This window comes from Pseudomonas sp. (assembly GCF_049300855.1).
In the GTDB taxonomy this organism is placed as follows: Bacteria; Pseudomonadota; Gammaproteobacteria; order Pseudomonadales; family Pseudomonadaceae; genus Aquipseudomonas.
In genome coordinates this window covers 268,234-281,188 of sequence record NZ_JBAQKH010000042.1, presented here as the reverse complement: position 1 = coordinate 281,188, position 12,955 = coordinate 268,234, and the positions used below count along the sequence as shown (strand labels likewise).

8 protein-coding genes and 1 pseudogene are annotated in these 12,955 nt (G+C 60.7%); 5 read left to right on the top strand and 4 right to left on the bottom strand.

Going from position 1 to position 12,955, the window contains the following annotated elements:
- Positions 1-30 precede the first annotated feature (30 nt).
- Both WA225_RS22640 and WA225_RS22635 read left to right on the top strand, forming a co-directional pair.
- The gene (locus WA225_RS22640; protein ID WP_422609693.1) at positions 31-2,415 is read left to right on the top strand and encodes a TonB-dependent receptor plug domain-containing protein; all 2,385 of its coding nucleotides are present in this window, start codon (positions 31-33) and stop codon (positions 2,413-2,415) included.
- A complete protein-coding gene (locus tag WA225_RS22635; protein WP_422609692.1) occupies positions 2,405-3,805 on the top strand; it encodes an APC family permease in 1,401 nt (466 codons plus the stop codon). The genes WA225_RS22640 and WA225_RS22635 overlap by 11 nt, the downstream gene beginning before the upstream one ends.
- A 379-nt stretch (positions 3,806-4,184) precedes the next feature.
- On the opposite strand, the gene WA225_RS22630 is transcribed toward WA225_RS22635, so the two are convergent.
- From WA225_RS22630 to WA225_RS22620, 3 genes are all read right to left on the bottom strand, one after another.
- Positions 4,185-4,646 carry a DUF3574 domain-containing protein gene (locus WA225_RS22630; protein WP_422609691.1) on the bottom strand — a complete coding sequence of 154 codons (462 nt, stop codon included), beginning with the start codon at positions 4,644-4,646 and terminating at the stop codon, positions 4,185-4,187.
- Between the two features lie 241 nt (positions 4,647-4,887).
- Complete coding sequence (locus WA225_RS22625; protein ID WP_422609690.1) at positions 4,888-7,269, bottom strand: DUF3772 domain-containing protein; 2,382 nt, start codon at positions 7,267-7,269, stop codon at positions 4,888-4,890.
- 72 nt (positions 7,270-7,341) lie between these two features.
- Positions 7,342-7,800 carry a metallophosphoesterase family protein gene (locus WA225_RS22620; protein ID WP_422609689.1) on the bottom strand — a complete coding sequence of 153 codons (459 nt, stop codon included), beginning with the start codon at positions 7,798-7,800 and terminating at the stop codon, positions 7,342-7,344.
- Between the two features lie 286 nt (positions 7,801-8,086).
- Between WA225_RS22620 and WA225_RS22615 the strand changes: the two are divergent.
- Positions 8,087-8,683 (top strand): annotated as a pseudogene (locus WA225_RS22615) (class I SAM-dependent methyltransferase).
- Between the two features lie 15 nt (positions 8,684-8,698).
- Here the strand turns inward: WA225_RS22615 and WA225_RS22610 are convergent.
- Positions 8,699-9,601, bottom strand: a complete 903-nt coding sequence (locus WA225_RS22610) for a LysR family transcriptional regulator (protein WP_422609688.1) — start codon at positions 9,599-9,601, stop codon at positions 8,699-8,701.
- Between the two features lie 124 nt (positions 9,602-9,725).
- Between WA225_RS22610 and WA225_RS22605 the strand changes: the two genes are divergently transcribed.
- Both WA225_RS22605 and argG read left to right on the top strand, forming a co-directional pair.
- On the top strand, positions 9,726-11,138 hold the full coding sequence (locus WA225_RS22605; protein WP_422609687.1) for an aldehyde dehydrogenase family protein: 1,413 nt from the start codon (positions 9,726-9,728) through the stop codon (positions 11,136-11,138).
- 362 nt (positions 11,139-11,500) lie between these two features.
- Positions 11,501-12,832 carry an argininosuccinate synthase gene (gene argG / locus WA225_RS22600; protein ID WP_422609686.1) on the top strand — a complete coding sequence of 444 codons (1,332 nt, stop codon included), beginning with the start codon at positions 11,501-11,503 and terminating at the stop codon, positions 12,830-12,832.
- Positions 12,833-12,955: the final 123 nt, after the last annotated feature.

The following is a 12,955-nucleotide window of genomic DNA, read 5'->3' as shown; positions in this document are numbered from 1 at the left end:
GGTATTAGCTGCGATTCAAGGAGCTGTTCCATGTATTACCGTTCCCGTTCTTTACTGGCTGCTGCGGTCGTGACTGCGATTTGGCAACTTCCCGCGAAAGCCGAAGAAACCGCCGCCGCTGAAGACGAATCGCGCCTCGGTACGGTGTTGGTCACCGGCACCCGCGGCACCGCGCGCACCGTGCTCGACTCACCCGTGCCAGTCGATGTGCTCACCGCCGAAGACCTGAAATCCGCCGGCGCCGCCGACGGTGAACTGGGCGCGGCCTTGCAGACGCTGTTGCCGTCCTTCAGCCTGCCGCGCCAGTCCAACTCCGGCGGCGCCGACCATGTGCGCGCGGCGCAACTGCGCGGCATGAGTCCGGATCAAGTGCTGGTGCTGGTCAACGGCAAGCGCCGGCACACCTCGGCGGTGGTCAACGACTCGTCGAAAATCGGCCGCGGCACCGCGCCGGTGGACTTCAACTCGATCCCGCTCAGCGCGATCAAACGCATCGAAGTGCTGCGTGACGGCGCCGGCGCGCAATACGGCTCCGATGCGATTGCCGGGGTGATCAACATCATCCTCGATGACGCGCCCGAGGGCGGCGAAGTGTCGACCAGCTATGGCGCTTATCACACGCATCAGGACGCCATCGACAAGACCACCACCGACGGCCAGAACAGCGTCACCACCGCGAAGATCGGTACGCGCCTCGGCGAGGAGGGCGGGTTCATTCGCGGCGGCACCGAGTACAAGGATCGCAACCCGACCAACCGCGCCGGTTTCGACGGTTTTGCCGACACCCCCGGCCAGCGCAACTACGTGATGGGCGATGGCGTCGCGCGGGACGTCAACGCCTGGTTCAACGGCGAACTGCCGCTGGCCGGTGGCAAGGCCTACAGCTTCGGCACCTACAACCAGCGCCACACCACAGGCGCCGAGTTTTATCGCTATCCCTACGAGCAACCGCAGTTTTATCCCAACGGCTACCTGCCGCAGTCGCTGGGCGACAACAAGGACATCTCCGCCACCGCCGGTTTCAAAGGCCTGCTCGGTGATGAGTGGGACTTCGACAGCAGCGTCACTCACGGCCGCAACCGCTTCGACGGCTCGACTCAACGCACCCTCAACGTCAGCCTTGGCGAAGACTCGCCGACGAAGTTCGATACCGGTGACTACGAGCTGCGCCAGACCACCGCCAACCTTGATTTCAGCCGCGAATTGCGCCTCGGCGAGCGCTCGTTCGTGCTCGCCGTGGGCGGTGAATACCGTTACGAAAACTACCTGACCTTCGCCGGCGACAAAGCCTCTTATATCGGCTCCGGCGCTGATGGCGCCAACGGTCTGCGCCCCAGCGAAGAGTCGGATCTGGATCGCAACGTGTTCGGCACCTACGCCGAATTGTCCGGCGATCTCACTGACCGCTTCTTCGTCGATACCGCCACGCGCTGGGAGCATTACGACGATGCCGGCAGCAAACTCACCGGCAAACTCAGCGGGCGCTACAAACTCACCGAACAATGGGCGTTGCGCGGCGCGGTCTCGAACAACTTCCGCGCGCCGTCGCTGGCGCAGAGCGGTTTCCAGAACACCACCAGCAACTTCGGCGATGGCGGCACCTTGACCGACATCCGCGTGCTCTCGGTCAACGACCCGATTGCCCGCGCGCTCGGTGCGGAAAAACTCGATCCGGAAACCTCGAAAAATTTCAGCCTCGGCCTGACCTTCCAGTTGAACGAACGCTTTGATGCCTCGCTGGACGTGTTCCGCATTGACGTCAAAGACCGCATCACGCTGTCGCAGCGTATCGGCAGCGACGCGTTGGAGAACTACATCAACGACAACTTTGGCGTGGCCGGTGTGCACGACGTCAACTTCTTCACCAACGCCGCCGACACCAGCACCCACGGCGCCGAACTGGTGCTCAACTACCACCAGCCGTTCTACGAGGGGCAACTGGGCCTGACCACCGCGTACACCTACAACCACACCCGTGTTACCAGCACCAAAGGCACACCGTCGCAATTAACCGCATTGGGCATCGGCAACGACGCCTTGGTCGGCGTCGAAGAAACCAACACCCTGACCGACGCGGCACCCAAGGATCGCTTCGTGTTCTCCGCCAATTGGGCCAGCGAGCATTGGGGCTTGCTCGGACGTCTGACCCGCCAGGGCGAGACCACTCGCGTGTTCGATTTCGGCGACTCGCAACCTGAGCAAACCTACGGTGCGGTGTGGCAACTGGATGCCGAAGTGGTCTACAAATTCACCCCGAAATTCAACATTGCCGTGGGCGGCAACAACCTGACGGACAACTACCCGGAACGCTCCGGCTCGGCGATCAACTATGGCGGCAACCTGCCGTACGACGTGCTCTCGCCAATCGGCACCAACGGCGCTTATTACTACGCTCGCGCCACTTATGGTTTCTAACGCAGGACCGGGGCGGCACCTGCCGGTTGTTCAGGCACTGCTGATCACGCTGGGCATGGTGATCACCACCGACATCCTGAAAACCGCGCCGACCGTGGCCCTCAACGTTGGGCCTGAACATTTCTATTGGGTGTGGGTACTCGGCGGCATCGCGTCGATGATCGGCGCGCTGTGTTTTGCCGAGATGGCCACGGCGTTTCCGCACCCGGGCGGCGACTATCATTTTTTGCGTACGGCGTATGGCGAGCGCATGGGATTTTTGTTCGCCTGGTCGCGGTTCTCGGTGATGCACACCGGCTGGATCGCGTTGTCGGCGTTTATGTTTGCCGACTACGTCAATGCCGTGGTGCCGTTGGGGCAATACGGCTCGGGACTGTTTGCCGGCGCGGTGATTGCCGCGCTGGTGCTGCTCAACCTCACGGGCCAACACATTGGCTTTATCACCCAGACGTTGCTGGTCGGATTGTTGGCGTTGGGCTTTTTGAGCATTGCCGGCGCCGGTGTGTTTTTGGCGTGGCAAGGCATTGAACCGCCCGCGCCGAGTCTCTCGCCAGTAGCGGAAAACACCGGCATGGCCGGATTCTCGGCAGCGATGATTTTCGTCTTTCTGGCCTTCGGCGGCTGGAGCGATGCGGCGACGTTATCGGCAGAAGTACGCGACGGTCGACGGGGGATTTTCATCGCCATGCTCGGTGCGCTGGGCGTACTGATGACTATCTACCTGGCGCTGAACTGGGCATTCGTCGAAGGCTTGGGCTTCGCCGGACTGGCAGCCAGCAACGCACCGGCCGTTGAACTGTTGAACCGCGCATTCGGCGCGCCGGGCGTCACCCTGATCCTGTTGATGGTCGGCATCGCCGCGATTGCCACCATCAACTCGACCTTACTGGTCGGCGCCCGCACCACCTACGCCGCCGCGCGCGATGTGCCGCAATTGCGCAGTTTCGGCGCCTGGGATGAGCGCCATGGCGTACCGCGCAAAGCCTTGCTGGCAGAAGGCGCGGTGGCATTGTTGCTGGTGTTGTTCGGCAGTTTGACTCAGAGCGGATTCAACACCATGGTCGAATACCTGACCCCGGTGTACTGGCTGTTTTTGAGCTTGAGCAGTGTCGCGCTGATCATTCTGCGCCGACGCTTTCCCGAGGTGCCGCGACCGGTCAAAGTGCCGCTGTATCCGCTGCTGCCGTTGCTGTTTTTCGGCTTGTGCCTGTACATGCTGTATTCCAGCGTGACGGTGGTCGGGTACGGCGCGTTTTTGGGGATTGGGGTGTTGCTGGTGGGGGCGGTGATACTGGCAGTAGTGAGCCGACTAACGCCAAGCCCTCACCCCAGCCCTCTCCCGGAGGGAGAGGGAGCCGACCGAGGTGTCTTACCTGATACATCGACCTGAAAGACCGAGTCGATTATGGCTTGAGGCAAATACAGGTCGAGGTCGAATATGCATGCAGTGGTGCAAATTCAGGCTGAGTCGGTTATGGATTCAGTAAAGCGAATTCAGGTCGGCGTATCCCTCCAATATCCCCGGATCGGTTCCCTCTCCCGGAGGGAGAGGGGGCCGACCGAGGTGTCTTGGGCGATACATCGACCTGAAAGACCGAATCGATTATGGCTTGAGGCAAATACAGGTCGAGGTCGAATATGCATGCAGTGGTGCAAACTCAGGCTGAGTCGGTTATGGATTCAGTAAAGCGAATTCAGGTCGGCGTATCCCTCCAATATCCCGGGATCGGTTCCCTCTCCCTTTGGGAGAGGGCTAGGGTGAGGGGCTTTTAAAACGACACCTGCGCCGGCTGCGACAACCGCAGTACCGACAAATCCCCGGTAATACGCTTGTACGCCAAACGAATCGCTTCGATGCTGACCCCATTCTTCGCACTGTCCTCATGCAAGATCACAATCACCTTGGTGCTCAAGCGCTCAGGCTCCTTCGCGCCCTTATCCCGCCACTGCCCATAAGCATCGAGCACACTGAAGCCATCCGGAAAACGCGGTGTGACTTCCTTGTCGAGAAATTCGCGCCAGCGCGCCGGACTGACCGCACCTTCCTTGCCATCGATCGAGCCCACCGAGAAGTACAGCTCGGTGCGCAACCACTGCGCCTGCGCCGGCCGTGCGGCGTCGCCTTGCAAGGTCGAGCTGGCGGGATCGTGGGTGTGAACGGAAACAGGAGGAGGGCTGGCGCAACCGGCGACGGCGAGGAACAGTGCCGCCAGTAAAAGACGTTGAGGCATGGAACATCCTTATTGAATTCGGGGTGAGCCCCGCGAGTATAAGGTTGCCATTTGCCGGCCAATAAAGACCTAAAAAGCAGGGCGCTAGGCGCTTCGGGAATAACCCCCTCGGCGCCGCAAGAATCAGTCTGCAACCAGGATTTTGAATTGGCCGTAAGCCGAACGCTCCTCGAAATCGATCGGCACAAACAGTCCGTAATTCTGCAGGCCCTTGCTCCATGGCAGATACAACAATTCGCCCTTAAGCACTCGCCGGCGGCTTCGCCAACGCAATCCCCGCCGCGCCCAAACGCCTGAGAATCTCGAACAGCAGATCACTCTTGGTCACCCCGACAATCCTCGGGCTGCCGACATAGCCGGTCACCGTCAACGTGATCCCGTCCGGCGACAACTTGCTGAAGCGTACAAACGGCGCCGGTTTCTCAAGGATGGTTTCATTCTCGTGATAAGTATTGAGCAGCAGGTCCTTCACTTCTTCAGGGTCGATATCCAGCGGAAACACCAGCTCCAGTGACGCCACGCCCTGAGCACTGCCGCCCAGCGTGACGTTGCGCAGGTTCTGCGAGATCAGTTGTGAGTTCGGCACGATCACAATTGAACGGTCGCTGAGCTGGATCTCCGTGGCGCGCACGTTGATCCGGCGAATGTCGCCCTCGACGCCACTGATGCTGATCAGGTCGCCGACCTTCACCGGTCGCTCCGTCAGCAAAATCAGCCCCGACACAAAATTCTTCACGATCTCCTGCAAGCCAAAACCGATGCCCACCGACAGCGCACTGACGATCCACGCCAGATTGGTCCATTGCACGCCAAGCGACGACAGCGTCAGCAGAATCACAAACGCGTAACCGATGTTGGAAAACAGCGTACTCAACGAAGCGCACATGCCCGGGTCCATCTCGGTCTTGGGCAAAAACTCGTTGTCGAGCCAGCGACGCAGGGCACGGATCAGCCAGATGCCGATCATCAACGCCAACACCGCGTTGAGCAGGTGCCCCGGGACGATGTTCAGTTTGCGCAACCCGGCGCCGCCGAGGATCGCCATGATATTGGTCGCCAATTGCCCGAGCGTGGTGCCGATGCCGCCGACGAACAGCGCGATCACCGCCAGCAGCAACAACCCGGCGCGACTGAAACCGGACAACAGAATCGAGATCTGATCCAGGCGTCGATCGCCAATCCCCAGCAACTGTTTAAGCGCCTTGCCGCTTGCGTGTTTGGGCGAAAACAGATGCTCGCAGCCATCCTTGAGCACCTGAATCAACAGATAAAAGCCAGACAGCACGATGTACGCCCACACCAGTTCATAACTGATGAAGCGAGCCAGCGATACGTAACCGGCCAGCAGGGCAATCGCCGAAACGAACATTGCAATGGTTGCGATGGTGTAAATAACCCCGGCAAACGTGCTGCCCGCTTGTGGGTCATTGGCGGCCACCAGCGCCTTGCGCACCTTGCCGACGCGCAACAGCAATGAGGTGACAATCACCAGCACCACCAACGAAATCACCCCGCGCCCGGCAATCACAATCTGGCTGCTCATGCCGGTGGCATTGCTCACCTGCACCAGCGTCACCAGCACCAGCAACGTGCAGGACAGAATGCGCGGATAAGGCTTGAGCGCCTGCGCCACCTGATCGGCAATCGCCGGCAGCCGCCACGAGGGATGCTCGGTCGACAACAGCGCGCGGCTCAGCCCGGTGATCAGCACGCAGGCATACACGACCTTTTCGAACTCCTCGGAAAAGGTCTCCAACACTGGCGGTAAAGGTTGGTGTCGGGTGCAGGCGTAGAACAGCAGTTTCAGGGCAAACGCCGTGGTGACGATGGTCGCCAGCGCCGACGCAAACGCCAGCGCACTGCGACGCAAACGTCCCTCGGGCATGCGATGAATGCACACCCAGGTCAAACCACGCTCAGCGAGCCGGCGGCCGAACGTCCAGATCAGCAGCGCCAATAACACCAGCACACTGGTGTAAAAGCGCTGCCCCGGCGCCCAGACTGTCGCCCAGGTATCGCGCACCTGATCTACGAAAAAGCTCAGGCGCTGACGGTCATCCGCCGTCGGATTCACCAGTGGCGACCAGAACGCCGGACTCAGCACGCTCTCGGTGCCCAGCGTCAGCTCGCTTTCCAGCAACGTGCGCCGAATCCCGGCAATCTGCGTGATCAGATCCGCCGCACTCTGTTTCAGCGCTGCCAGACTTTTCAGCGTCCCGTCGACCTTGTTCTTCTGCTCCGTCAACGCCGCCCGCTGCGAAACGATATCCGCCTGCTCAGCCGCCACTTCAGTCCCTGGCGCCGCGCCCAACACCCCCAACTGCACCGCCAGTTGCGCCTGCTGCGGCAACAACGCCGCCGACAACTTATCGACATCCAGAATGAACGCCTGCACCCGATCCTGCGGACCTTCCAGTTGGTTGTAATTGTTCGCCGCCGAGATCTGCTGCTTGAGCCCGTCGAGGCGTTGTTGCAACGCTTGCAGATCACTCTGCGAAATCACCGGCAGCGGCGCCGCCGCCGTGACGGTGGGCGCCGGCAAATCGGCTGCCCACAGCGATGGACTGCCGCCGATGAGCAGAATGAACATGACCAAAAACAACGACTTCAAGGTGTTGCGCATGGGCCGGGCCGACTCTCGATAAACACACAGTCTATGAGGTTAGGTGATCAGGCCGGATGGGGCGGAAAAGTTTCACGGCAGCAGGTGGATGAGCCGGGGCTGCAGGGCGTCTGCGCTGACTTCGAGCAAGGCCAGCGTCACCGGCAGTTTGAAACGCCGGCGGCCGGCACTGCCGGGGTTGAGGTAGAGGCGGTAGTCACGCCATTCGATCAAGGGCTTGTGGGAATGGCCGGTGATGATCAGTTTGATGTCGTCAGTGAGCAGGGCGGCAACGTCGGCGATGTCGTGAGTGAGCAGGGTTGGCCAGCCGTCGAGTTCCAGGGTGAGGTGGTCGGGGATATTTGCGGCCCAGGGGAGAGTAATGTCGTTGTTGCCGCGCACGGCATGGAGCGGGGCGATGGCGGCGAGTTGAAGGAGGATCTCGGGCGCACCGATGTCACCGGCGTGGAGGATGAGGTCGCAGCCTTGGATCGCGGTCAGGGCTTCGGGGCGCAGGAGGCCGTGGGTGTCGGAGATGAGGGCGGTTTTCATGGTGGTGTAGGTGTATGCAGGTGAGGAAAGAGAGTGTAGCGGTGAAGTTTGCAAACAAAGAAGCGAAGAGCCGCGTGGTGGGTATTCCTTGTGGGAATGCAGCGCATAAAATTTATGAATTTTTCTTATCTAGCCCTACGGCGTAACGTCCTCCAAAAGCCATGGAGAATCGCCCGTGACCGCAAGCGCCGCTGAAAAATTCGACACCACTCGCGCCAACGAATACGCCCGGCAAAGCCGCATCGCGCTGGCCGGTTACGACGCCTGTCACGATCTGGCCGCGTGCATGTTGGCCGCCACGCTCGGTCCCTCTCGGCCGGCCAAAGTGCTCGTGGTCGGCGCGGGCGGTACGGCGCAGGAAATCATTGCAATGGCGGCGTTGGAACCGGAATGGCGCTTTACTGCGGTCGACCCTTCGGTGCCGATGCTGGAAGCGGCGACTCAGCACTTGCAAGCCAACGATTTGCTGCACAGAACCGAGGTGCATCTGGGGCATGTCGAGGATTTGCCGGCAGATGAGTCTTTCGATGCGGCAACCTTGATCGGTGTGCTGCATCACCTCAACGGTGATGAAGCCAAACGACACATCCTGCGATCAATTCAGGCACGCCTGAAGCCGGGGGCACCGCTGATTGTTGCGGGTAATCATTACGCTTACGCCAGCCAACCGTTGATGCTGCAAGCGTGGGGCCAGCGGTGGCGGCAGCAGGGCGCCAGCGCAGAGGAAGTGCAGGCCAAACTGGGGAAGATTCTCCAGGGTGCCGATCCGCCGCATTCCGAGGCGGCGGTTCAGGCGTTGTTGCATTAGGCCGGGTTTGGCGCGGCGACACGGTTCTTCAGCAGTCTGTTCTGGGGCGCATGGCTGGCGTGTAAATTGCGCTGAGCGTGCTCGCCCGGTTCAACGCTGAGCGGGTCGCAGTTCATGCACCAGTTCAATCAGCGCGCGCAATCGCGCCGGCACGAAGCGATGGCCCGAGTAGTACAGCGTCAATCCGCCGAATGCCGGGCACCACGGCATCAACACTGGCACCAGGGCACCGCTTGCCAGTTCTTCCTGGATAAACCATTCGGAAATGAAACCGATGCCAAGGCCGGACACCACGGCCTGCTTGATCGCCAGCAACTCGTTGAATGCGAAGCGCACGGGCAGTTCCATTTGCAACTTCTGCCCGTCCCGTTCCAGTTCCCAATGGTAGAGGCCGCCGTGGGCCATGCGCATGCCGATGCTTTGGTGGGTCAGCAGGTCTCGCGGGTGTTCGGGCACGCCATGGCGGGCGAGATACTCCGGCGTTGCCACCACAAACATGCGGATGTCGCCTGACAACGCCACGGCAATCATGTCTTGCGGTACGGATTCGGCCAGGCGAATTCCGGCGTCGAAGCCCCCGGCGACGATGTCGACCAGGTTCGCTTCGCTGACGATGTCGATACGCACTTCGGGATAGCGCTCGGCGTAATGCTTGAACAGTGGCTCCAGCAGCAGATAGGCCGCACCATACGGGGCATTGATGCGCAGCGTGCCGCTGGGCTCATCGAGGCCGACGCTGGCTTCTTCGCCGGCACTTTTGATCTGCGCCAATGCCGGGGCAATGCGCTCCACATAGCGTTGCCCGATGTCGGTGAGGGCCACACTGCGCGTCGAGCGATTGAACAGGCGCACCTTCAGCCGCGCTTCCAGTCCGGCCACCGCGCTGCTCACAGCGGTGGTGGACATGCCCAATTCCTGTGCCGCGCCACGAAAACTGTTGCGGCGCGCCACGGCCAACACGACTTCCAGCTCGGTCATTCCTGTTCTGTGCATGAATTGTCCTGAAAATGCGGATACTTCATAAGGTGAAGAGTGGCTTATCGGAATAATAAACCTTTCATAGACTCCCGTTCACACAAGCTCGATCCAGTCGGGCTGCAATCAACCAGGAGTCGTCATGCAACGCATTGAACACATCTACATCAATGGAGAATTCGTCCTGCCTCATGGCCAGGAATGGTTCGACCTGCATAACCCGAGCACCGAGGAGGTTATCGGTCAGGTCCGGTTGGGCGATGCACTGGACGCGCAGCGTGCCATCGCCGCCGCCAAAGCGGCGTTTCCCGCTTGGTCGCGAACCTCGCGCGAGGAGCGTATTGCATCGCTGCAACGCATGCACCGCGCGCTGGCGGCACGGGAGCAGGAATTGCACGAAGCCATCCTGGTCGAGTACGGCGCCCCTGCGGTTCGCGGACGCTGGATGGCGACTTACCCGGCGGATGTGATCGCGCAGGCCATCGATGCACTGCAAGCATTCGAGTTCGAGGAACAGGTCGGTATCGCCACGGTCGTGCTGACGCCCGTGGGCGTTACCGGTCTGATTACGCCCTGGAACAGCAATGCGGGCTTCATCTGCAGCAAGCTGGCCACCGCACTCGCAACAGGCTGCACCGCCGTCATCAAACCCAGCGAAATGAGTGCGCTGCAAACGCAAGTTGTGCTCAGCGCTCTGCACGAAGCGGGGCTGCCGTCGGGTGTCGTCAACATCGTCAACGGGCGGGGCGACGTGGTGGGCGAGGAAATCGCCCGCCATCCCGATGTGGCCAAGATCTCGTTCACCGGCTCCTCCGCTGTCGGCCAGCATCTGCTCAGAACCAGCGCCGACACGATGAAACGCGTAACGCTCGAACTGGGGGGCAAGTCGCCGACCGTGGTGCTCGATGATGCCGACTTCCCGGCGGTCATGCCGTTGGTGCTGCAAGCCGGGTTTCTCAACAGCGGCCAGGCTTGCATCGCCGGCACGCGGATTCTGGTGCCGCGCACGCGGTTGGCAGAGTTCGAGAAAGTGGCGCAAGCGCACGTCGCACAGATTCAATCGGGCGATCCGCGCAAGGCTGACACTGACATCGGCCCGATGGTCAGCCAGAAACAATGGGAGCGGGTACAGCGTTACATTCAACTCGGCCAGGAAGAGGGCGCACGATTGCTGGCAGGTGGCGAAGGTCGACCAGACGGTCTGCACGCCGGCTGGTTCGTCAAACCGACGATTTTCACCGATGCCAATAACCAGATGCGCATTTCCCGTGAGGAAATTTTCGGCCCTGTGCTGACGATCATTCCCTACGACGATGACGCTGCAGCGATCAGCATTGCCAACGATACGGACTATGGCCTGAGCGCACTGGTGCTGGGGACGAACACCGAACGTTGCGGGCATATCGCGCGCCAGATCAATTCTGGGCGTGTGCTGATCAACACGCTGGCCCACGAACCGCGCGCACCGTTCGGTGGATTCAAGCATTCAGGCCTTGGCCGCGAAATGGGCAAGTGGGGCATGAACGCGTACCTGGAGCCGAAAACACTGATCTGACCTCGACGCAGGTGATGAAACGGGTGGTGCAGGATCGGCCGCTGCTGTTGTGACGCCTGCAACAGCGGCGATTCCAGATTTACTCAGTCTGCATGCGTCGGCAAAGCAACAGACCCACGACCGGCAACACTTTCAGCTCGGGCCGGGTCAGTGGGATAGGTCGGGTGGCGGTCATGGACGTCCTGTCGAAAGTAGGGGTTAGAGAGATACGTCATGAAGCTGCACTGATGAGCGTACGCTGCGAGGCGTATTTAAAAATTAGTCCGCGCCAATAATCACCACTGCCCAGGGCTCGTTCGGGAGTCGATGCAACGTTGAAATTCGCGGTATTCTCCTGCTCCCCGACTACAAGGAACCGAGTCATGAGCAACATTCTTGAAAACCTTCCGCTGGGTCAGAAGGTCGGCATTGCCTTCTCCGGAGGCCTCGACACCAGTGCGGCGTTGCACTGGATGCGTATCAAAGGCGCCGTGCCCTACGCCTATACCGCCGACATCGGCCAGCCGGACGAGGACGACTATCAGTCGATCCCGCGTCGGGCCATGGAGTACGGCGCAGAAGATGCGCGTCTGATCGATTGCCGCGCACAACTGGTGGCCGAAGGCATTGCCGCACTGCAGTGCGGCGCCTTTCACATTACGACGGCGGGCGCGACCTACTTCAACACGACGCCGCTTGGCCGTGCCGTCACCGGCACCATGCTGGTCGCTGCAATGAAGGCCGACGGCGTCAATATCTGGGGCGATGGCAGCACCTACAAAGGCAACGATATCGAGCGTTTCTACCGCTACGGCCTGCTGGTGAATCCGGACCTGAAGATTTATAAACCGTGGCTCGACGCGCAGTTCATTGACGAACTCGGCGGCCGTGCCGAGATGTCCGAGTTCATGCAGCAGGCAGGTTTCGCCTACAAGATGTCCGCCGAAAAAGCCTACTCGACCGACTCCAATCTGCTCGGCGCGACGCACGAAGCCAAAGACCTCGAAAGCCTCGACAGTGGCATCGATATCGTCAATCCGATCATGGGCGTCGCGTTCTGGCGTGATGATGTGCGGGTCGACAGAGAGCGCGTCACGGTCCGCTTCGAGCAAGGGCATCCCGTTGCATTGAACGGCAAGGTCTACACCGATGCCGTGGAACTGATGCTCGAAGCCAATCGTATTGGCGGTCGGCATGGTCTGGGCATGAGCGATCAGATCGAAAACCGCATCATCGAAGCGAAGAGTCGCGGCATTTATGAAGCGCCGGGCCTGGCGTTGCTGCACATTGCCTACGAGCGTCTGGTCACCGGCATTCATAACGAAGACACGATGGAGTTGTACCGCGAGAACGGCCGCCGGCTGGGGCGGTTTCTGTATCAGGGGCGCTGGTTCGACCCACAGGCGATCATGCTGCGCGAAACCGCTCAGCGCTGGGTGGCGGGGGCGATTACCGGCGAAGTGACGATCGAATTGCGTCGCGGCAATGATTATTCGATTGTCGCCACGCAGTCGCCGAACCTGACTTACCACCCGGAACGCCTGTCGATGGAAAAGGTCGTTTCGACGTTCTCGCCACGCGACCGGATCGGTCAGTTGACGATGCGTAATCTGGACATTGCCGACACCCTCGACAAGCTGCGGATCTACTCCGAAGCCGGTCTGCTCACGGCGGCGAATGCCTCGGTTCTGGCGCAGGAAAAGGGCGACGACTGAGTCGCCAGCACAGCGATCAACTCGGGCACGCTCGACTGTCTCGGCCAACATTTGCCAAGGAAGGCAATTACTTACCGACTCGCGCTGCGGTATCCTGCGCCGCTTCGTCAATCAAGGAAGAAC